This window comes from Janthinobacterium sp. BJB301, from assembly GCF_002735685.1.
GTDB classification, from domain to species: domain Bacteria; phylum Pseudomonadota; class Gammaproteobacteria; order Burkholderiales; family Burkholderiaceae_D; genus Janthinobacterium; species Janthinobacterium lividum.
Genome location: NZ_PDZJ01000001.1, coordinates 2258494 through 2279540, shown reverse-complemented (window position 1 = coordinate 2279540; position 21047 = coordinate 2258494). Strand labels below are relative to the sequence as shown.

Here is a 21047-nt window from a genome sequence, read left to right as displayed (position 1 = left end):
AATGCCGGTCAGCCAGGCGGCAGAATCCGCTGCACCACGCAATTGCGTCCCGCATCCTTGGCCTGGTACAGCGCGGCATCGGCCAGGCGCAGCAGGGCGTCCGGATCGGCGGCGCCCGGCGCCAGCTGGATCGCGATGCCGACGCTGATCGTCACCTGTTGCGTCTGCGTACTCGCGTGGACGATGCCCAGATCTTCAATGGCGCGCCGCAGCGCTTCGCCGATCTGCTGCGCTTCGTCCGTACCGGTATTTGGCAGCACGATAGAAAACTCTTCGCCGCCGTAGCGCGCCGTCAGGTCGCCCGCGCGCCGCATGCCGGCCGCCAGCGCCTGCGCGACTCGGACCAGGCAGGTATCGCCAGCCTGGTGGCCGTGACGGTCGTTGAATAGCTTGAAGTAGTCGACATCGAGCATGATGACGGCGAGGGGCTGGCCGACGCGCGTGGCACGCGCACATTCGGTGCGCAGCACGTCGTCGAAATGGCGCCGGTTCGACAAGCCCGTCAGGCCATCGGTGATGGACAGGGTCGCCAGTTTGCGGTTGGCGTCTTCCAGCTGTTCCGTGCGTTCGGCAACGCGCCGCTCCAGGCTGTCATGCAGCCTGGCGCTGGAGATCGAGATCATCGCCTGTGCGCCGAGCATGCGCAGGAATGCGACGCGTTCTTCCGTAAACGAGGCGTCGGCCAGCCGGTTCTCGAAGTACAGGATGCCGTCGATCTGGCCGCCGTGCCGTATCGGCAGGCACATGACGGCGCGCGGCCGCTGCAACTGCACGTACGGGTCGGCGGCAAAGCGCGAGGCGCCCGTGATGCAATCCTCGATCACCTCGGCGCCAGTGCGGATGACGTAGCGCAGCAACGACAGCGGAAATTGCGGATCGCTGGCGGCGTTCAGGTCGATCTGCCGGGATTGCAGGACGGTGGTGGCGTCGCCATCGAGATTGGCCTCCAGCCGGTAGCTGCCTTCGGATAGCAGCAGCAGGCGCGCTACCTGGCCGCCTGCGTTCTCGCACACGATGGAGATCAGGCGTGTCAGCACGTTGCGCAGGCCGACTTCGTTCGACAGGATTTGTGCCGCCTTCAGCAGCGATACCAGGTCGAGCGCTGAACTGCCGTGCGTGTGGGAGACGGAATGCCGCTGCGTGCTGCGGCCGTCCATCCTTGACAGCAGCGCGGCGTGGCGCCGCTGCAGCTGCGCCACTTTGCCCTCCGCGCCCCACTGGCCGTAATGCGCGATGGCGTCGCGGATGAATACGGCGGCCACGCGCGCCTGTCCCTGGTCGTGCCAGCATTCGCCGCATAGTTCGTTGCCCAGCGCTTGCATGTTGACGTAGCCTGCCAGGCCGGCGGCGTCGATCGCCTGCTGATAAAGGCGCGTGGCCAGCGGCAGATCTTCGCGGTAGCGTGCCATCTCGGCCATCACCAGCAGATGTTTGGCGTCGCTATTGTCCGAGCCTTGCCTGGCCCACCCGGTGAGACTCGCCTGCAGCGTGCCGATCACTGTCAGCATATCGCCCGTGTCGGCGCGCGCAGGAGCGCGCCGCAACGCGCGGATCAGGATCAGCGCGGCGTAGAAGCTGCATTCGGCAACCTTGGCCTGGCCGCGCATGATCTGCGTGACGATGCCCAGCTGGCCGGCCAGCAGTTCGGCGTCGGCGCCGTCGAACAGGTAGGCGTTGCGGATCTTCCCTTGCAGGAAGTAGGCGCGGTACAGGTGCGACTCGCCATATTGTGCGAGGAAGCGCGCCTCGCTGAAGGCCGCATCGTCGTAACTGTCATGGCGGGGCAGGAGGCCCATCAGGCACTTGATCGGCTGGACCGCGGCAGCGACGCAGCAATCGGCCATCGCCTGCTGGCCATTGGCGCGCATCAGCGCCAGGTCGTGCTCGATGTCGTGCATCAGGTGCGGCAGGTAGTCGCCGAGGATGATCCGGTCGGTGGCGCGCACGGCGGCCACCACGCCGACCTGCACGAAATCGGCGATTTCCAGCGCCCAGCCAAACGCTTCTTCGTACAGGGCGTCCGAGCCGCGCAGCGGTTGCGTCCAGTGGTTGCTGAGCGCGCCGAACATCAGGCCCGTGAGGGTGCGCGTCTGCAGGTTGGCGCGGCGCCTGGCCAGCGCCATCGCCATCGCGCCGAAGTGATAGCCGCGCGCGACGTCGCCGCTGTACAGCGCCAGCATCATCGCGTAACCGACATAGGCGACAGCGCTGAAATCGCTGTTCCCCCGCTGCATGGACAGGCGCGTCATCGACACCACCATCAGCGCGCTGAGATCCTGCTGGCCGGCATAGTAGCTGGCCATCCACAGGCCCTGCATCATCTGCATCGCGGCCACCGCATCCGGCTCGCACATGTCGCCGGCTTCCAGCAAGGTCGCGGGCGCATGCGCGCCTGGCTGCCGCCCGATATCGGTGAGAATGTCGGTGAAGCGCGCCTTCATGTGCGCCACATCGTGCGGAATGTCGATGTGCAGCAGCGCCAGGCCGTCGCGCTGCACGGCGATGGCGTCGAGCAGACGGCCCTGCAATTGATACTGGTGCGCCTGGATGGCAATGCAGCGTACCTGCTGCAAGGAGTCCAAGGCACGGGCGCGCACCAGTGGATAGATCGCCTCGGCGGCATCGAACTGGCCACACAGGTAGGCCGCTTCGGCCGCGCCCAGCTGCAGTTCGATCCAGAGGCCGGCGTGGACGTTCCATGCGTCCGCCGGCAGAAGGTCGAGACCGATGCGCATGTGTTCCAGGGTGGACTGGAACGCGGCAGAACGCCGTGCCTTGACGCCGGCCTGGAGATTGAGCGTCGCCAGCTGCGCGCGCTCGCCCGCATCGCCGATCAGCGCACGCCCCGCGTTGAGCTGCTCGACGATGTCAAACAGTGTCTCGTCCTGGCGCTCGGGTGCCGTATGCCGCAGGAGCAGGCGACCGATGAGAAGATGGTTGGCCACGCGCGTAGCGGCATCGGCGACCAGGTAGGCTGCCTGCTGCACCCGGTCGTGCAGGAAGCGGTAACTGACGCCGCTGTTGCCCGCAGCGGTGTCGCCATTGACGTATTTATAGCGCTCGTCGAGCGGCTGGATCAATCCCGCCCTGAGTGCTGGCCACAAGTCCTGCTGTGTTTGCCGGGGAGCGCGCTCCGCTGCCAGCGCAAGCGCGTCGAGCGTAAAGTGATTGCCGCTGGAGGCGGCCAGTTGCAGCAGGTGCTGCGTTACGCTGGGCAGGCGGCGGATTTTTTCCAGCAGCACCTCGACCACGTTATCTGTGTATTTGGCCTGTTCAATCGCGGGCAAGTCCCAGTCCCAGCAGTCGTCGGCGGCCCGGTAGCGCAGATGCCCTGTCTCATTGAGCGCAACGAGGAACTGGTTGAGGAAAAAGGGATTGCCGGCCGTCTTGCGGTAGCAGATGCTGGTCAGTGGCGCGCAATCGTGGGCCGCCACGCGCACCGTGGCCGATACCATTTGCGCCACCTGCGGCTCGGTCAGTGCGTTCAGCAATAGCGTCGACAGGCGTACGTCGCGGGCGAGCAGCTTGTCGCGCAGCGCGATGAGCGGGTGCGCGGCGCCTACTTCGTTGTCGCGGTAGGCGCCGATGACCAGCATGCAGCTCCTGTCGCAGGAGACCATGAGCCGTTCGATCATCCGCAGCGTGGCCGCATCGGCCCATTGCAGGTCGTCGAGGAACAGCACCAGAGGATGCCCGGCGCAGGCGAAGACTTCGACGAAGCGGGGGAACAGCCGGTCCAGGCGCAGCTGGGCTTGTGCCGGCGCCGATGCGGGCATCGCGTCGGTGGGGCCGACGATCAAGGCCAGTTGGGGAATCAGCTCGACGATCACGCCCACGCCGCTGCCCAGGGCCTGGTGCAGTTTTGCGGACCACTGCCGCAGCGTTTCCTCGGGCTGGCCGAGCAACTGGCGCACCAGCCCCTGGAAGGCCTGGATCAGCGAGGCATACGGCACGTCGCGCTGGAGCTGGTCAAATTTGCCCGACAAGAAACAGCCGCGCCGGGCGATGATGGGCTTTTGCACCTCGTTGACGACCGCCGACTTGCCGATACCCGAATGGCCGGCCACCAGCAGCATCTCGCACGTGCCTGCGGCACTGCGTTCAAACGCCGCCAGCAGCACGGCGATGGCATCCTCGCGCCCATGCAGCGTTTGCGGAACGAGAAAGCGGCCGTCGTGGTCGGACAGCTTGAGCGCTTGCGCCGGCTTGTTCGCGCGGCATGCTGCAAGGTCGCTGCGCAAGCCTTGCAGGCTCTGGTAGCGCTGATCGGCATTTTTTTCCAGCAGCCGCTGGATGATCGGCAGCAGCTGGCCAGGCAAGTCTGCGAACGCCGGGTGCGACCAGTCAGGACTGCGCGCAATGTGGCAATGCACGAGTTCCATCTCGTCGCCTGCCTCGAACGGCGCCTGGCCGGCCAGCAGTTCGTAGAAGGTGGCGCCGAGCGCATAGAAATCGGCGCGCCAATCGACTCGCCGGTTCATGCGCCCGGTCTGTTCCGGCGCCATGTAACGCAGCGTGCCTTCCAGCGTCTGGAGATTGACGATGCCATGGCTTTCAGAGGGCAGTTCACAGGCGATGCCGAAATCGATCAGTTGCAGCAGGCGCCGGGTACCGTTCCACACCAGATTGGAGGGATTGATATCCTTGTGGATCACGCCCTGACGATGGACCTCGTCCAGCGCCGCGCACAGTTGCAGCGCGATGTCGAAAAAATCGTCCAGCGCCAATGCGGGCTGCGACGGTGTCCTGCGCGCCGCCACCTGCGCGCGCAACACCTGGTCAAGCGCCAGGCCGCCGGCATCTTCCTGAATCATCGTCCAGTGCCCGCCGTGCAGCTGCAGTGCCAGCGGACGCGCCACGCCCGGATGGCGGCAGCGGCGCGCGATCGCATACTCGCGCTTGAACTGTGCCAGTTGCTGAAATGAGGGGAACGGCTGATTCGGCATCTTGACGATCAGCGCCGTGCCATCGGCGGCCCTGGCGCGGTAAACCCGCGAGCGGGCACCGCTGTGCAGCTGTTTGATGATCTCGTGGTCGAAAAGGGAGCGCATGGGCTGGGCTTGGCGGTACACAGACAGTTGCGGGAGCCCTGAGGCGCACATTACGGAATATTAGTTGATTGTTAGTATTATATCAGTAGGGAGTGTTGGAGTGAGCGCGGGCACGTGGTGCGATGGGCTGTGTTGTATAAAAGCCGGCAGGGCTGTGACGGCCGCATGCTGGGCTTCACGCAGCAGGCTGACCAGATGTTCGTTGCGCGTTGCGGCGATGGTTACGAATTCCGGCACTTCCACTACGCAGTGGTGCCGGCAACCGGCCTGGTCGATGGGTGCGCGTGCGACGCTTGCTTGTTTTACGGGCACGGCCAGGATGATGGCTTGGCCGGACAGGTCGGCGTTCATGCAATGCATGATGCCGACATTCGCGTGCGTACGCACACGGTGGCGGGGTGCTTTAGCTCTTTATCATCCTTACAAAGCCGATTAGGACAATGAAAAAGGCAATAAGGCTGATCCATTTATAGACGTTATTGGTTTTTGTAACGTTATCTAAAAGTTGATTGGCAGTTTGTGAATTAATGGCAATGGTCTTGTCGATCGAGGCTTGGGTAGCCGCATTCAACTCCTGTTCGTAGAGAGCGGAGAATTTTGATCCATCTTCATGCGGCAGAGTTTTGATGAAGGACTCTATTTCATCGCTTTGATCAAGGGCTAGTTGATGAGTATTCTTCCCAGCGATGGCGGCTGCCTGTAGCGCCTCAAAGTTTTTAACAGCCAGGTTTCTGACAAATGCTCTATCTACAGCAGGAGCGATGCTGCGATCGGCGGATGATGGCATTTCTTTTTCTAAATTCATACTTTCCTCAGATTGCTATTGTGAAAAATCATTATGTTTGCCGGCGCCTTGTCTTCCGACCATGCTTCGTCACAATGCCGATAGTGACCAGGCCTGTTCATCGTTTCAGAGCGTTGGATAATCCATATTGAGCGGAATCAATTCAAAAACGACTTCGCCGGTAGCAACTATGCCACGTTGCCTGTATTTTTTGAAGGTGACTTCCCCCAGGCCCATTTTTTGCGGTCAAATACTCGCCAGTTTGTGGTTGCCATTCGGGGGCGATACAAGGACGCAAAATCATCAGGCAGGAAATGGGCGACTTTGTATCGCTCGAAGGCTTGTTCACTATTGAGGGGGAGGCTGGGGCCTTGTGCATCACCTGGTCACAATCCTTGTTAGGGGAAGTTCAGGGGCAACATGCGAATCCGTAGTTGCGATCCGTTGTTTAAGCCCGAAGTGGCAATACTGAAGGGCAAAGGCCTAAATTTAGTGAGGCCATGAGATCGAATCGGTCGACGAGACGCAAATCCAGTATGTTCAGTTGTGGATTGCCGTCGGCCAGCGGCACGCGCTGGCCGGCCTCCCAGGCGAGAGCGGCCGCCTTTGTTTCAAAGGTGCCGGACACCCGAATACCCTTGACCATGAGGCGATGCCGCCAAATCTTGCCATTCTTGACCGGAGCTGCGATTTTGGTAAATCCATTGGTAAATTTTGGCAAATGGTAGCAGTATTTCGGTGCCCTATGCTGCATTTTGCGTTTCGTTTTCTACAGACGAAAAAAACCCGCTTCCCCTATGAAAATAGAGAAAAGTGGGTTTTGTACTACTATGCGATTTTTGTTCTGAGTGCGGAGCCGGAAACTCAACCTATTGAATAATGCGGCTTTCCGGGGCGTTGGCGTAATTTTGGCGTAAACGAAATTAATTCTTTTCTCGGTACGATTCGGCCCAGGCGATCACGTCCTTTGCATTATACAGGGGCTGCGCATGCCCCTTCGACGTTGGCAGCCGGATAGCTTTCGGGAAGCTTGGAAGGCACGCCATGCGTTCCCGCACGGTCCCCGGTTCGCGCTTCAAGTACTGCGCGATGGTGGCGATATCCCACAGGTCAATCGCCAGCGGAATGGCGGGGCGTTGTAATTTATCGATGGCCACAGCCAGTTTGGCGACGAATTCCGTTTCGTTCATATTCATTGTGTGCTCCTGGCTGCCGTAGTGGCAGCGATAGTGGTGGTGGGGTTCGGGAATGCCTTGACCGGATGTTGTTCTTTTGCAACGCTGGCGAACAGCGCATGTTCATTTCTTAAACCGCGCAGGATTTCGGCATAGTTCCGAAATGCGTTGCCACCCTCGTCCGGGGTGCGCGCTTCGGCAAATTCCTCAGCCATCAGAATTGCGCCATCGAGTACCGACTCATGCCGCGCGGCCAGGGCCATGTATCGCTGATCCGCATATCCAGCTATCGCCGACGCGAATGCTTCGGTTTCGGTGTGTTGCGGCACTTCTGCGCCGGGCTGGCGGTAGTCGCGCAGCCGGCAGAATTCCTTGTATTGATCCATTTTCGTAATCTCCTTCTAGTCCGTACATCCACAGTCAGTTAAAGCGTCGTCGAACGGGAACAGCTCCCCGTGATTCATCGCCATGTCATACATCGCCTGGTAGCTGGGCCTGTCCTTGCGGAACCAGCCGCCAGCACCCGATCCGGCCGTTTGGGCGTTCTTTTCCTGCTGTATCCACCACAGCGCGCGGCTGGGCTTTTCCCGGATCAGGGATAACACCTGGTTGCCGCCTTTCAGGAAGCACAGGTCGCAGTTGCCGTGCATCGTCTTGCCGCTCATATTCGGTAGGCCCAGGTCAAAATCTTGTGTTGCCCAAAACGCGCTGACATCGGCCACGGTCAGGCCGGCCGCCGCCAGGGGCGCTTCTTTCACTTCGTGCTTGCCGTAGTCCTGATTCGCCAGCCGCGCCACGCGCATGGGCTCGTCGGCGCGCATGCCGATAAACGTGGTCCACTCGACCAGGCCTATCGACTTCAAATAGCGCTGCATCGGCCTCACCTTGAGTTCTGCCGTGCAAAAGCGCGCCACAGGATTCGGGAGGAATTTCTTTTCGTCGTGCAGATCGGCGAACGGCTCGCCGTGGTGAAGTCCACGATGGCAAATTCCTTGCCGCGCGCTTCGTTGCGAGGACGGTTTTCTATCCAGACGATTGGAACGCCCCAGCGCTCGCCGCAGTCGCGCACAAATTCAAGGGTCGCTTCCTCTTCCTTGCCGGTGTTGGCGAAGCAAACCACCACGTTAGCCGGCAGCGTGCCGCCGTAGGCCTGAATCGTCATCCACAGCATCATGCCGCTGGTGCGGCCGCCGCTGAACGAAATGACGCCCGGGCCGTCGAACAGGAATGGGCTGTTCATGCGGGCACCATGCAGCGTCGCGCCAGGGAGACCAGCCAATGCGCCAGCTCGGGCGGCGTGTGTTCGCGTTCTGCCTTGCCACATTCCGGCCGCCAGCCCGGATCGCCTTTCCGGCGCCGCTCGCCGGCGCGGTTGCGGCCGGATGGGGCGATCACATGCGAGGCGTCGCCCAGGACGATGGGCATGGCCGGTATTTGAGCCGGCGCACAGCCGACGATGTACAGCAAGGTGGCCTTTTCCGCGCGGTGACCAAACGAGCTTTGGAAAATCGGCAACGTCCAGCCGCCAAATTTGTCCCGCTCGCCGATCGCTGGCAGGTTGCAGTGTGGCCAGAGGGTCGAGCGCTTCGGGTGCTCGAGCACGCCGCCGAACTTGCGGACTTGGGCGACGGCCCACACCGCGAGTTCCTTTTCGTCCGGGCGCGGCTTGGCCAGATGGCGCAGCGTGCCCCAGGAGCGGCAAGGCGGATGCGCCACCACCGGCACGCCACCTGGCCAGGCGCGGGCGTCGCGCTCCGCGTCCCAGGCGTCCACCGCCGGCATGGTCTTGTAGATCGAATTGGCGCGCACAAACAAGGCCGCCACGGCAGGTAATGAGCGTTCCGCTGTCATGTTGGGCACCCGACAGGCGCGGCTGATTTCTTGATCGCCTCGATGGCGCCCAGCGGCACCGCCCGGAACATGCCCGGCCACTGGTGGTCCAGTTCCACCCAGGCGTGCAGCTCGCCATTGCCCACGTCGCGTCGCAGGTCGTTGACGGTGCCGGCCTGGTAGCCTTCGTCGGTATCGAATGTCACGCGGTCGCCCAGGGCGATTTGCCGCGGTAAATTGGTCAGGGTGTTCAGCATTGCGGTGCTCCTTTCAGTTTGGCGGTAACGCCGCACACGCCGAAGTGGTCGAGGGCGGCCTGGATCGCGTCGCCGCTGGAAGCGGCAATCGCGGCGTATTCAAAGCGTTCGGTTTGCGTGCGAACGATCACGGCATAGGTGCTCATGTGCCATTTCCTTCTTGGGGTGGGGTGTCGGGGAGGATCAGCCGGGGCCACGGGCATGCGTTGACGGCCGCCCAGGCAGCAATCACGGCTGTTTTTGCCTCGTCGGGCAGGTCAGGCGCGGGCGCCGCCGACGGCGTGGCCGGGGCAGGGCGGTCGGGGTGCGTACAGTTATTTACACGAGTCCGAGGAACGGCAACCCCAACAGCCACCCCGCGCCCGCCTGTGGCCTGTACCGGCGTCCACGTATGGCGCACGGACTTGAAGACCACGCCTATGAGGTCGCTGCAGCGCACGCCGTAGGGCGTGGTGCGCAGCGTTTCGCCGTAGCGGCCGATGACGGTTTTTTCGTCCTTGGCCAACGTGACGACCAGTTCCTTGCGCGGCACCAGGGCGCCGCCCTGGGCGCGCAGGTACTCGGCCCAGCAGGCGCGCTTTTCGCCGTCGATCTTTTGCACGGCATCCCAGGCGCGGCGCATGGCGGCCGGGGCTTCGTTGAGCATGCTTTCCTCGATGCGGCGCAGTTCGCGCCACACGGTGACGGGCGCACCGCCCCATTGCTGGAATTGACGGATGCCCCAGCAGGCGGCCCAGGACTCGACGCGCGCCGATGGCGTCAGCTCGACATCGCCTTCGGTGTCGGCCGTGACGACATAACCTTCTTTCGTTTTGTGGTCGGCCACGCCGTCGATGTTCTTGGCCACGTACTTGGCGATGTAGCCGGCGGCGCTGCCCTTGGCCCAGTCGATGCGTTTGACGTCCAGGCGGCGCGCGAAGGCGCCCGGTTCGCCACGGTCCACGCGCCATGCGTAGCGCTTCATGATGCGGATGGCGCGGCCGGCCACGTCCTGCAGGTGGGCCGTCTTGTATTTCGCGGTGGGGCGCACGAACAGCAGCAGATGCCAGTGCGGGCAGCCATCGTGATGCGGCTCGGCGATGCGAAAGCCGTACAGGCCGATGCCCCGGCGCGCCAGCGCGGAGCGGCACAGCGACGTCATCTTGCCCAGGTAGGCATTCGCCTCGCGCGGCGTGGAACCGTCGAACTTGTCGTTTGGCTTGCCGCTGTGCTGCATGGCGTGAAAGCGCGATGGGCACGTCCAGGTGATAAAGATGCCCTGATCGCCGCATTCGCGGGCTATCTGCTCAAAGCCGTTGATGCGCAACATCAGTTCGCCGCGCCGTATGGCCTTGTTGGCCGTCGTTTTCTCGGCCAGCTCGGCGATGCTGAATTGCTGACCGTTCTCGTTTTGCACCAGGGTGGCGGCCAGCGCTGCCGCGTTGCGGCGGTTTTGCGCCAGGCGCGACAGCACGGCGTCGTTGCTGGCGTAGGGTTCGCCGCGATAGTTCACGTACCCCAGGCGGATATTGCCGGCTTCAAAGGCGCGCTTGACGCGCTTGCGCAACTGGCGGCGCCACCAGCGTGCATCCACCAGGCGGGCGATGGTGTCGGTCATCGTGTCGAATTCGGGCAGCTCGATGCCATACGAGGCGCATTCGTCTTCCATGATCTGCAGGGCGTGCGTGTCGGACACAGCCATCCACAGCATTTTAGTCACGCCGGCCGCCGCACGTTCGGCGGTGGCCACGATGTCGGCGTCGCTTTGCGACAGGTCGACGCCGGCTGGCACGTACTGCTCGGCGAACTCGCGCACAAAGCTGGTGGCGATGGACTCGTAAATTTTGTACCACGACGACCAGGCCATCTTGGCCATGGCGGCCGTGATGACGCGGTTGCGCCATTTGTAGGGAATGCGGGCCAGCTCGGGCGCGAACTGGGCGGATCGCAAGAACGCTTCGTGACGCTGGGCGTCAGGCAGCAGGATTTGTTTAGATTGCATTCAACAGTCTTTCGTACACACGGATAGCGGCAGAGGTGGCGGCGCGCAGTTCGATGCGCTCTTCCTCGGTAAATGAATGGATGGGCGATTCCCAGCGGTCGGCGTCCAGCCCGGCGGCGATTAGCACGGAACGGCGCGCGCCGCGCGGCGATAATCCCCATGCCTGGGCCATAAAGGGCGCCAGGTTGCGCGGCTTGATGCTGCGTAGCTGGGCCTTGGCTTCGGCGATGGCGGCCAGCGCATGCCCGGCGCCCGGTGGCGTCGGCAGGTCCTTGTCGCGTGCGGCCAGAATCTCGGCGGCAGGCTGGAAGGACAGGTGATTGTCGATAAGGGACGCCGGCATGGTTCAGTCCTTGATGAAGCCAATGGCCCGCAGCACGCCGGGGGTAATGACGATCAGGAGCGACAGCAGCCAGATGCCGCAGGTTTTGGCCAGGCGCCGCATCAGCGTGCCCCTGCCTTGAGAAAATGTTCTGCCCCGCACGGGAGCGTGTGCGATGTGCCGCAGCAGTGGCGGGAACCCGCTTCGTTGGCGAAAATGTAGTGCACCTCAATGGGCAGCTTGCCGACTAAGGCGCGCTGCTTGGCTGGCGCGAAAAAGCCGTCACGCTCCAGCGCCTGCGCATCGCTGACGATGAAGGTCAGATTGGCAGCGCCGTAGGCGTGATAGGTCTTGGCAATCTCATGGATGTGGGCGGTCAGCGTCGCGATGCCGATACCTGCGCTGGCCTGCAGCAGAAAACACGTTGGCGCCACGGGGACAATACAGTTTTGCAAGGTCGGGCGGATCGTGCTTGATGCCAAGAATTTGTCGGCATGACTGGGGGCGTGCAGCGTGGTTTCCATCGGTTTTCCTTATTTCAGGTTGAACGAATCCCGCACGCTCAAAAGGGAGCGCAGCAGGGCACAGCAAAAGAGGGGAGTTACGGCGGCCGGACTACGGCGGCGCGAGGAGTGGGATAGTCATCAGCAGCCCGCCGTCAGGTCCAGGGCCAGCTGGCTGGTGGCTGCCGCGCGCGCATGCTGGGACATCGGGATGCGGATATCCGGCTTTGGCATAGCGGAAAGCGAGAGGGTGCGCAGTACTTCCAGGCCTGCCACGAAGACGTGCCCGCAGTCCGGGTTCTGGCACATATAGGTGATTTCCTTGAACATGGCGGACATCATGCGGCTTTTGACGGCGCGGACGGTGTAGGTGCAATGCGGGCAGGGCAGGCCGATGACTCTCATTTCAGCTTTCTTTCCACTTGGTACAGGGCGCGACCGCGACCCGTCATGTTTTTCGACTGTATGCGTAAGCGCGACTTGACGAGCCATTCAGCCGCCTGATCGATACTTGCCAGCCCCTGGCGTTGGCGCACGAGTTCCAGCACCGCGCGCTCTTCGTCATTGAGGTGAATTTGATGGTCTGGCATTTTCTGTAACTTTAGAGTTGCTCAAAAGTGACTCGGTTTAAACGCTGCGACGCTGTACGCTGTCGATGGTGGCGTCATCCAAGGCGATCACGGCCAAGGCTTCACGCATCACGATCTGGCGCACCAGCACCGCAAGCTCTTCACCCTGGTAGTTGGCGATCGAGGAAACAAGCTGGTGCTCGTAATCGTCCAGGCGCAGCATGACGCGGTGGCTGCGGATACGTTTTGCATCGGGGTACATGACGTTGTCCTTAGTGAATGGATTTGGAAGCGAGTTCACGCTTGTAATCGGCGAGGCCGCGCAGGATCAGGAAGCGGAGGAACCATGCGCGGGACCGGTCAAGTTTCTCTGCGTAGCCTTCTACTTCGGCTACCTCATCAGACGTCAGACGGACGCCAAGGGGCTTAGTCGTGACGCCCTTAGCAATACGCCTGGCATTGGATACGTTTTTCATAATGTTATGATGTGTAATCGCTACAGGATGGCGTAACTATAGTGTCCAAAAACGCACTAGTCAACAAAAAGATGTGAGTATGAGCATGTTTGGTGAAAGATTAAAGCAAGAGCGTCAACGTTTGGGCATGAATCAAGATGACTTCGCAGCGGTCGGCGGGGTCAAAAAACGCGCTCAAATTTCCTATGAAAAAGATGAGCGTTCTCCCGATGCTGTCTACCTCTGCGCGCTGTTAGAAATTGGCGTAGACGTTTGGTATGTGATGACAGGCAGCGTTTCAGCTGCTGTACTTAGTGCAGATGAAAGTGAGTTAGTTTCTGGTTTCCGGAACCTAGATGCACGTGGACGAGCTGGTGTTCTTGGAATGATTGGCGGCATGCGCATGGCAACGCCCACAACATCTTCCGTAGGGAATACCCCGCACGTTGAAACCCACGGCAAGATTGGCCAAAATTTCGTGGGAAATATCATTGGGCCGCAGACTTTTAATGTGGCCGGCAGCGGACGGAAAAAGGAAAAATAGTCTGCAAATGATTCACCTTCTTATGCTTATTGTAATTGCTGCTTGTTTGTTCTGCATAATTTTCAGCAGCTGGAATCCTCGGAAGCGAGTAATTGACGCTGGCGAGCGGGGCGCCTTCCTTTGGAAAAATATTCAACTATGCATATCAAGCGCAAAGGTGAGAAAGCCTGCATGCCTAACCGAGCGGATTGCGGCTCCGCAAAAAATTCCTTCTGCTAGTGAGAGTGTTCCGCAACTCAAGCAAGTCGCAGTTGAGGTGCAGCCTGCTCAAGTTTCATCAGGCGCAAAGAAAAAGTCGAAGCGAGGGCCACGAGGCGAAGCAGGAGATGTCGACGAAATCCAGTTTTCGTATCCGAGGCGAGACGGTTTGGGCTATGAAACTCGGAAAGTCTCAGTATGGGCAGTTGATGCGGATTATTTGGAAGGTTATTGCCATGCAAGGCAGGGAAAACGAACTTTTTCTTTGCCGCGTGTTCGTGGCAAGGTGACTTCGCTAAGGACAGGAGAAATTCAACGTATCGGAACATGGGCGAGTGCAATGCGCCTCCTTCCCAATAACAGAATCGTTACTGATGGTGCCTCCCATCGCCCGGTTGGTATCAAAGGCTATCCAATGGATAAATCCAATCGAAAGCAATGGCAGACAGCGGCATATTTTGTAGGTTTTAGAGATGCCAAACGCTGCGAATTGGAGTCAATGGCTAGGGCGGCAGGTTGGCAGGTACACACGGGGTTTAGCCCTTCGCTGAATTTTCTGATTGCTGGACCGCTGGCTGGCACTACACAACTTAGCAAAGCTTATTCAATGGGGATTGGCGTTATTTTGGAATTGAATTTCAAGAAAATGATAGTGGAAAACCAACAATGGGGTGGGCGTAAGAGGCCATAGTCTGCCAACTAAGATCCCAGTCATAAGCAGCCATACACTTGGGAGAAGATACGGTATTTTTCAAAGCATCAATTCTCTAATGCTGGTGTGCGGTGGAATTCTTGCCAAAGTGCGCACTTAACGGCATGGTGCAGAAAACCAAATTCCCCCATAAAAAATCTATTTGCAAGTTTCTGAATTTTATCTGTGCTGTCATGCCGTATATTAAAGACGCCCTCGTGCGCAACTGCGTTCCTGATTTTATAGGATGCAGCGACGGCCTCCCAAAGTGTAATTCTTTCATCCGCAGGCATGAGTGAAATTTTTGCGCCTTCGATCTGACAGGCTGTTCCATCCAACATCCATTGTGTGATCGAAGAAAGTCCAGAGTTGCGGAGGTATGCATAAACTCTTCCCTCTTTTCGATTGGTATTTAAAGCCGTTCCGCTATTAAGTTTAATCTGTGTGCCATCACTATTAAATAGTGGATCTGAATTTGCTGAAACATTATTGTCCGCAATGGTCTCGAGTAACGACCATTGTCGAAATAACTGAAACGACCTATCTCTTTCGGCTACAGATTGAACATATAATTCCAAGACTAAACGCGAACGCGGTTGAGTTCTCACTATATGCAGATGTTCCTCTACGATGATTGACATTTCACTCATCGGCGGTAAAAAAGAGCCCCTAAAATCATGACCTTTTGGAATGGTTCGCCATGATCCGGTAACTTCATTGCGAATAAAGGTAAGTAACGGTAAAGGACGATCACCTCGATCAACTGCGATAAGTGTTGATATGTCGTAACTCAATTTGCTTGAATATTTTAATGCTTCTTCTTCTGAATTTGCCAAAACTTTGCAAAGTTCAACGGCATACAACGGTTGAATTAGCAACCCTTCAATGATACCGATTTCCTCAGGAAGCTGGGTGTCGTGGTGTAAGAAAATGAATTCCCTCACTGCTTCGAACGTCGCCTTGTTACTGACACCAGATGGAATTGGGTGAAAGCGAACTCCTTTCATCTCGCTTGGCATATGTATATCAACGCCTGTGAAAAATATTACTACGTTGAATGTCGTGCCTAGCGAGGGGTCTACATCGCCCACTATCCAAGGCGTCTCTTGGACTACCAATTGATTTGAAAAAATTTGATGAATTGTTGTTTCTGGCAAGTAGTGAACTGCGTCATTCTCTACTTTAAAATAAACCACAAATGGCAACATGTTAGGCCGGTGGATTAAATTAATCACACGGTCTTCGGTAAAACCGATGTAAGCTCCATATATTTCACCATCAACCAGATTGTTTATTGGTTCATTAAATATTTTTCCAATTTCTTCTGCTGATATTGAAGTGGACCAGACGCGGTCTTGACGTGCTTCAACAAAGTGAAATATATGAATTGCAACATAATTCATTCCTGCTGGAAGATTAATTGATACCTTTATTTTGTGGCCTCCGCCGTTGCCTTCGGGGTGGATTGATAGACTAGCTGGTTGCATAATCGTTTCCTCGATGTTGAATTTTTGCATAGGGGAAAAAGATAAAATTTTTATTTTCAGTGGTTATGTTTTTGATGGTGAATAATAATTTATGCAACCAATTGACGGATAAATTAAATTAATTATTTTTATTTGATTGAGTATGTGGATAAATGAATTCTATGGCGAGTGCAACTCTGCGAGTGTCTCCTACGTTCGTTTTCGATATTTTTCCTAAGCTGAAGTGATTTATATCGTATTTTTCTATATCCGTGTAGAGAATTTTCTGCATTATTGCACTTTATGTAATTTTAATTGCGAATTTTTAGGTGGAAAATTTCACCTGGCCATTCTTTGAATCCATCGCACATCGCTCTAAACTCTGGGTTGCGACCGGATGCTCGAAGGTTTGTAATGTTGTTGATAGATTCGTTCGGTAAGAATAAATGGTCCAATTTTATGCTGATTTCACACGACTGCCTGATTGGAAAGGAGCATTGATGGTTCCTCACTGTTTTCACGGATGATGTCCCGCACTTCCTCAATACGCTTCCACGCATGCAAGGCCGCCCGCTTGGCGCCGTGCTTGCTCTTGTAAAGATGCTCTAGCGTCTTAAGCGTGCCCTTGGCCCCGGCCTGCTCCTGCCCCGCCTTTTTCTTCTTCGCCGCCACGTCCTTCCACTTGGCCACCACACCCGTGATGCCTTCGTCCGGGTCTTTCTCTTCCTCGCGTTCGGCCTCCACCGCTTCCGTTTTCGTCTCAAACTCCACCCGCGTGGTAAAGCCGTTCCCGCCCAAGCTATGCGTGACTTTGACCGATAGCCACTCGGTGGCGTCGATCTCGGGCTTGAAGCCTTGCACGGTCACGGGCGATTGCGGGAATACGGCCGGGTTGCCCAGGGCCAGGCTCATTTCAAAAGTAGCCAGGCCGCGCAGGATGCGCTGCCATTCGGCGACGGCCGCCGCGCGCGCGTCCGTTTCATTGGCGAAGGTGGTGCGCAGGCGCTTGCTGTTGCCGGGCACGCCGGCCACCACGCTGCGGCGGCGCGCGTAGCGCTCGTCGTGCCAGAAGGCGCGCACGCCCGTATAGGCGTCGCTTTCGGCGCTGTGGTAGCGGTGGCCGTCGCCTAGAGCGCGCGTGATGGGAATCACTGCCAGCGCCTTGCCGCTGGCGGTGCGGCTCTGGTTGATGGGAATGAAGAGCAAGGTGTCGTTCTTGACGGTGGCCACCGCGTCGTATTTCCTGCCCAGCCGGCGCAGGAAGGCCGCATCGCTTTCGTGGGTCTGGTCGATGTGCTCGATGGCGGTATCGCGCAGGCGTGCCGACACGCCCGACGCCAGCTCGTTGCGGAAGGCGATGGCCTCGATGATGGCGCCCAGGGTGGTCTTGTGGAAGCTGTGTTCCTGCTGCTGTTTAAACGTGTCGATTAGGTTGGCCGACCTGGCGCGCAGGGTAATGGTGTCGGGCGCGCCGCTGTGCTCCACCTCGTCGACGGTGAACTTGCCCATGTCCACCAGGCCAGTGGCTTGCCAGCCCAACGCCAGGGCGATCTGCGCGCCGCGCGGTGGCAGGGCCAGCTTGCCGTCGCTGTCGTCCAGGGAAATGTCGAGCTGGTCGCTCTCGTCGCCACGGCACAGGGTCAGCGTTAAATTGATTAGCCGCGGCGAGACGATGGCGGTCAAATCCTTGTCCTCGATGCTGACCTTGAAGGCGGGGATATGCTCGCTCATTTGAACTTGTCCGCCGCACTGCCGATGGCGCCGCTGATGCTGCCGCCGATCTTGTCTTTCATCTCGCTGACGACGCCGCCATATTTCGACGTGATGCCGCCGACCACGTTGCCCACTACGCTGCCCACTGCACTCTTGGCTGCGCCCGCGATGGAGCTGGTCATGCCGTCGATGCTGAGCATATTTTTCAGGTCGCCGATGTCGCCCAGGCCGACCATGGCCAGCACGCCGTCGTCGTCGCGCTTGAGCGCAATCGAGAACTCCACGCGGCGCGCACCGCCGCTGCCGTCGAGGATGGTGCGGCCTTCAGTCATGCTCGTGATGCGGTAGGAGCCGAGGATGCGGCCCGTGCCCTGGATCAGAATCCACGATTTACCCGTGTCGGCCATCATGCGCAGCGCATCGAGCGAGTACAGGGAGCCGGTCAGTTCCGGCGCCACCCAGCCCGACAGGGTGATGGTGTCATCGCCTGGCCCCACGTACTGGTGCGCGTCGCGCAGGCCCACGCGGGCCGTGCTGGCGTGCTTCCATTCCGTTTGCCGCTGCAGCTCGTGGTAGGCCAGGGTCGGCAGGCTGAACACGAACATTCCTAAAATCATCATCATGGTTTGCTTCTTTCTTAATCGTGGTCGCGCAGGGACGAGCGGATGCGCGCCGCCTTTTCGCGGTCGCGCTGATCGAGCGCCACGCTGACAGCGCGGGCGATGGCCTGGGGATCGGTGCCGGCCTGCACGTGGAAGGTGATTTCGATCTTGTCGCCCTGAATCGTCATGCCGGCGCCGAACCCGCCCTGGGACAGCGGGGCGCGCGTGTCGAAGGCGCTGGCGGGTAGGGCCGTGGCCGTGCCGATGGCGATGCCGGCGCCCAGTTGCGTCAGGCGCTGCGCCAGGCCCGATACCTTGGCAATCGGCGCGCCCTCGCTGCGATCCAGGCCTATGGCCAGGCCCTGCATGGTGTAGTCGCCGAGCTGGGCGAACACGCGACTGGGGCTGTGGATCCCCAGCTTTTCCTTGAACCAGGCAATGGTGCTGGAACCGGCATTGCTGATGGCGTCCTTGACGGCGCCCATGGAACCGGTGATGCCGTTGACCAGGCCGCGCAGGATGTTGGCGCCGAACTCGGTGAACTGGGCCGGCAGCTTGATGCCGAACCAGCTCATGACGCCCGCGAACGCCTGGTAGAACACGCCGACGGGTGACCAGTTGATGATCAGGGCAGTGATACCGGCCATGCCGCCGCTGAAGGTGGTTTTCAGCTGCGACCACAGGCTGGCAATGAAGCCTGTCAGCGGCGCCAGTCCCTCGACAATGCTGTGCCGGATATTGGCGGCAAAGTCGGTGAACTTGGCCGGCAGCGCGATACCGAACCAGCCCAGCACGCCCGCGAAGGCGCGATAAAACAGGCCCAGCGGCGACCAGTTGGCAATCAGGCTATTGACGCCGACGAAGCCGCCGGCAAACGCAGTCTTGACGTCAGACCACAGGCCGCCAAAGAAACCCTTGATCGGCTCCCAATATTTATAGATCAGGTAGGCGGCGCCGGCAATGGCCGTGATGGCCAGGCCAATCGGATTGAGCATAAAGGCACGCCCCAGCCACAGCACGGCGCGGCCCACCCACATCAAGGCGCCGCCCAGGCCGCGCAGGATGGGCGTGAGCACGCCGCCGGTCACGCCCATCTTGGCGAACATGACGTGCAGCATGGCATACGGGCCGATCATGGCGGCAATGCCCAGCATCAGCGGCCCCAGCACCAGCAGCAGGCCGGCCAGCACGGCGAAGGCGGTAATCATGACCTTGGCCACAGTCGGGTTGCGCTCCATGAAGCCGTTCAGGCGCGTAACGGCGGAAATCGCCATTTCCAGCCCCTGCGCGTACAGCGGCAGAATTTTTTCGCCCATGGTGAGCTTGAGGTTGGCCAGCTTCGATTGCGCTTCCAGTTCCTTGCCGGCGGCTGAGTCGCGGCCCAGCTTTTCCAGCTGGCCGATGTTCGCGGCGCCACGGTTGAGCTTTTCGTTCTTGTGGATCTGCGCGCGCTGCAAGTACATCTGCGAATACAGGTTCGACGCCGTGCGGTTGGAAAAGATGCTGCCGATGGCATCGAGTACCTGCTTCTTTTCCGTGATGCCCTTCTTGGCCAGTTGCGGCAACAGCACCTTCTCCATCCACTCAAACTGATTTTCGCGGAACAGCTCGGAACCCAGCAGCGCACCGGGATCGAGGAAGGCAATTTGCCCGGCTTTATCTGGCGTGACCTTGCTTTTGTCGCCAATCAGGCCAAACTCGTCCAGCTTCCTGGCCGAGCGCTTCGTCGTGCGGCCCTGGTACAAGTTCTGGTAAGCGCTCATCAGGGACGTGCCGACGCGGTTGCCGCTCATTTCCTGCACCAGCGGTTCCATCTGGTAGTAAAAGGCGTCATCTTTCAAGCCCTTGGCCGCGATGCCGCCCGTCTTGATCATGTTCAGCCATTCATTCGGGCCGACGCGCCCGCCCGTGGCGGTGATGACCTGCTGCACGATATTGGCCTGGGCTTCGAACTTTTCCTTGCTCTCCAGGCCGCCGCGCAGCTCGATCACCTTGAGCATGTCCATGAACTTGCGTTCGTTGTCGGCGCCCTCGGCCTCGCCAAAGAAGGCGTGATTGGCAAACTTCATCTTGGCCAGGGTAGGGGCGACCATTTCCGCGTGATGGACGTCGGCAAAGGCGCTCATGCCGTCGCGCATGAGCTGCAGGTTGTCAAGCTGGCTGGTGCCGTAGGTCTTCATATTGCGCGCGAAGGCGACCGCCTCGGCCGATACCATGTCGCCCAGGCCAAGGGCGTTGACGCGGCCCACTTCCGTTTGATAGTGCTTGGCCTCGTTCAGCCCCTTGACGACGGGCGCGCCGATGACGGCGCCCGTGGCGGTCGCGCCTGCGCCGGCCATGGCCAGATTGCCCGCCTTGTTGCGCAGCTTGTCGGCGTGCTGGGTGGCATTGGTGACGCGCTGCTGCTTGGCGGCCGCGTTGGCCAGCTTCTGCTGCTGCAGCGTCATGGTTTTGTTGGTGGCCTCGATTTCGCGGCGCAAGGTGCGCTCGTGGTTGGCCAGGTCTTTGGTGCCAATGCCGGCGCCCACCAGGCGCTCGCGCATAACCTGCAGTTGCTGGGCCTGCTGCTGGCCTGCCGTCTTCAAGGCGCCGGCCGCTTTGACGGCGGCGTTAAACTCGCGTGTCATGGCGCGCGTGGGCGCCTCTGCCTGTTTCATCTTGGCGGCCAGGCTGGCCACCTTTTGCTGGGCCGCTTCCAGCTTGGTGCGGGTGGCGTCCAGGCCGCCATGCAGTTCGCGGAAGTTGCTGATGTTTTTCTGCTGGGCATTCAGATCACGCAGGCGGTCGCTGGTCGCTTTCAGCGCCTTGGCCGTATCGCTGGAGCCGCCCATGATTTTTTTCAGCGGGCCGGTGATCTTGTCCAGCGCTGCAAACACTACCTGTAACTTCAAATCCCGACCAGCCAT

General features: G+C 59.6%; 24 protein-coding genes. 2 read left to right on the top strand and 22 right to left on the bottom strand.

From position 1 onward, the window contains the following. Window positions 1-8 precede the first annotated feature (8 nt). The 18 genes from CSQ91_RS10045 to CSQ91_RS28615 all read right to left on the bottom strand — a co-directional run bounded on the left by CSQ91_RS10045 (window position 9) and on the right by CSQ91_RS28615 (window position 12948). Complete coding sequence (locus CSQ91_RS10045; RefSeq protein WP_180278390.1) at window positions 9-5051, bottom strand: diguanylate cyclase domain-containing protein; 5043 nt, start codon at window positions 5049-5051, stop codon at window positions 9-11. A 60-nt stretch (window positions 5052-5111) separates the two neighbouring features. Then, a complete protein-coding gene (locus CSQ91_RS10040; RefSeq protein WP_099388162.1) occupies window positions 5112-5402 on the bottom strand; it encodes a hypothetical protein in 291 nt (96 codons plus the stop codon). 52 nt (window positions 5403-5454) lie between these two features. Further along, complete coding sequence (locus CSQ91_RS10035; protein WP_034785839.1) at window positions 5455-5856, bottom strand: hypothetical protein; 402 nt, start codon at window positions 5854-5856, stop codon at window positions 5455-5457. A 427-nt stretch (window positions 5857-6283) separates the two neighbouring features. Further along, window positions 6284-6589, bottom strand: a complete 306-nt coding sequence (locus tag CSQ91_RS28620) for a hypothetical protein (RefSeq protein WP_143450996.1) — start codon at window positions 6587-6589, stop codon at window positions 6284-6286. A 169-nt stretch (window positions 6590-6758) separates the two neighbouring features. Further along, on the bottom strand, window positions 6759-7031 hold the full coding sequence (locus CSQ91_RS10025; RefSeq protein ID WP_257217279.1) for a hypothetical protein: 273 nt from the start codon (window positions 7029-7031) through the stop codon (window positions 6759-6761). Further along, window positions 7028-7396, bottom strand: coding sequence for a hypothetical protein (locus CSQ91_RS10020; protein WP_099388159.1), 369 nt, complete (start codon window positions 7394-7396; stop codon window positions 7028-7030). Before CSQ91_RS10020 ends, CSQ91_RS10025 begins: the two co-directional genes overlap by 4 nt. Window positions 7397-7411: 15 nt before the next feature. Beyond that, entirely contained in the window at window positions 7412-7885 is a 474-nt protein-coding gene (locus CSQ91_RS29215) for a hypothetical protein (RefSeq protein WP_257217278.1), read from the bottom strand. A 5-nt stretch (window positions 7886-7890) separates the two neighbouring features. Continuing rightward, on the bottom strand, window positions 7891-8250 hold the full coding sequence (locus CSQ91_RS29210; RefSeq protein WP_257217277.1) for a hypothetical protein: 360 nt from the start codon (window positions 8248-8250) through the stop codon (window positions 7891-7893). Beyond that, window positions 8247-8861 (bottom strand): hypothetical protein, encoded by a 615-nt coding sequence (locus tag CSQ91_RS10010; protein ID WP_217494653.1) that lies wholly within the window; start codon window positions 8859-8861, stop codon window positions 8247-8249. Before CSQ91_RS10010 ends, CSQ91_RS29210 begins: the two co-directional genes overlap by 4 nt. Continuing rightward, window positions 8858-9097: a hypothetical protein gene (locus tag CSQ91_RS10005; protein ID WP_099388158.1), complete on the bottom strand. Its 240-nt coding sequence runs from the start codon at window positions 9095-9097 to the stop codon at window positions 8858-8860. Before CSQ91_RS10005 ends, CSQ91_RS10010 begins: the two co-directional genes overlap by 4 nt. Next, window positions 9091-9243, bottom strand: coding sequence for a hypothetical protein (locus CSQ91_RS28895; RefSeq protein ID WP_162995787.1), 153 nt, complete (start codon window positions 9241-9243; stop codon window positions 9091-9093). Before CSQ91_RS28895 ends, CSQ91_RS10005 begins: the two co-directional genes overlap by 7 nt. Beyond that, the gene (locus tag CSQ91_RS10000; RefSeq protein ID WP_099388157.1) at window positions 9240-11078 is read right to left on the bottom strand and encodes a replication endonuclease; all 1839 of its coding nucleotides are present in this window, start codon (window positions 11076-11078) and stop codon (window positions 9240-9242) included. The genes CSQ91_RS28895 and CSQ91_RS10000 overlap by 4 nt, the downstream gene beginning before the upstream one ends. Further along, window positions 11068-11421 (bottom strand): hypothetical protein, encoded by a 354-nt coding sequence (locus CSQ91_RS29205; protein WP_257217276.1) that lies wholly within the window; start codon window positions 11419-11421, stop codon window positions 11068-11070. The genes CSQ91_RS10000 and CSQ91_RS29205 overlap by 11 nt, the downstream gene beginning before the upstream one ends. A gap of 101 nt (window positions 11422-11522) precedes the next feature. Next, window positions 11523-11924, bottom strand: coding sequence for a hypothetical protein (locus CSQ91_RS09990; RefSeq protein ID WP_099388156.1), 402 nt, complete (start codon window positions 11922-11924; stop codon window positions 11523-11525). A 120-nt stretch (window positions 11925-12044) separates the two neighbouring features. Further along, window positions 12045-12308, bottom strand: a complete 264-nt coding sequence (locus tag CSQ91_RS09985) for an ogr/Delta-like zinc finger family protein (RefSeq protein WP_099388155.1) — start codon at window positions 12306-12308, stop codon at window positions 12045-12047. Further along, window positions 12305-12493: a hypothetical protein gene (locus CSQ91_RS09980; RefSeq protein WP_035825591.1), complete on the bottom strand. Its 189-nt coding sequence runs from the start codon at window positions 12491-12493 to the stop codon at window positions 12305-12307. Before CSQ91_RS09980 ends, CSQ91_RS09985 begins: the two co-directional genes overlap by 4 nt. Window positions 12494-12530: 37 nt before the next feature. Beyond that, window positions 12531-12734, bottom strand: a complete 204-nt coding sequence (locus CSQ91_RS09975) for a hypothetical protein (RefSeq protein ID WP_035820909.1) — start codon at window positions 12732-12734, stop codon at window positions 12531-12533. A gap of 10 nt (window positions 12735-12744) precedes the next feature. Beyond that, entirely contained in the window at window positions 12745-12948 is a 204-nt protein-coding gene (locus CSQ91_RS28615; RefSeq protein ID WP_143450995.1) for a ribbon-helix-helix protein, CopG family, read from the bottom strand. 79 nt (window positions 12949-13027) lie between these two features. Here CSQ91_RS28615 and CSQ91_RS09965 point away from each other — a divergent pair, with 79 nt between their 5' ends. Together CSQ91_RS09965 and CSQ91_RS28610 are read left to right on the top strand one after the other, a co-directional pair. After that, on the top strand, window positions 13028-13471 hold the full coding sequence (locus CSQ91_RS09965) for a helix-turn-helix domain-containing protein (RefSeq protein WP_099388153.1): 444 nt from the start codon (window positions 13028-13030) through the stop codon (window positions 13469-13471). 7 nt (window positions 13472-13478) lie between these two features. Beyond that, window positions 13479-14360 carry a BRCT domain-containing protein gene (locus CSQ91_RS28610; protein ID WP_143450994.1) on the top strand — a complete coding sequence of 294 codons (882 nt, stop codon included), beginning with the start codon at window positions 13479-13481 and terminating at the stop codon, window positions 14358-14360. A gap of 68 nt (window positions 14361-14428) precedes the next feature. Here CSQ91_RS28610 and CSQ91_RS28605 read toward each other — a convergent pair whose 3' ends face one another. The 4 genes from CSQ91_RS28605 to CSQ91_RS09945 form a co-directional block, all read right to left on the bottom strand. Then, a complete protein-coding gene (locus CSQ91_RS28605; RefSeq protein ID WP_143450993.1) occupies window positions 14429-15847 on the bottom strand; it encodes a hypothetical protein in 1419 nt (472 codons plus the stop codon). A gap of 447 nt (window positions 15848-16294) precedes the next feature. After that, window positions 16295-17557 carry a phage late control D family protein gene (locus CSQ91_RS09955; protein ID WP_099388151.1) on the bottom strand — a complete coding sequence of 421 codons (1263 nt, stop codon included), beginning with the start codon at window positions 17555-17557 and terminating at the stop codon, window positions 16295-16297. Next, window positions 17554-18162 carry a phage tail protein gene (locus tag CSQ91_RS09950; protein WP_099388150.1) on the bottom strand — a complete coding sequence of 203 codons (609 nt, stop codon included), beginning with the start codon at window positions 18160-18162 and terminating at the stop codon, window positions 17554-17556. The genes CSQ91_RS09955 and CSQ91_RS09950 overlap by 4 nt, the downstream gene beginning before the upstream one ends. A 14-nt stretch (window positions 18163-18176) precedes the next feature. Next, a complete protein-coding gene (locus CSQ91_RS09945; RefSeq protein ID WP_143450992.1) occupies window positions 18177-21032 on the bottom strand; it encodes a phage tail tape measure protein in 2856 nt (951 codons plus the stop codon). Between the last annotated feature and the right edge of the window lie 15 nt (window positions 21033-21047).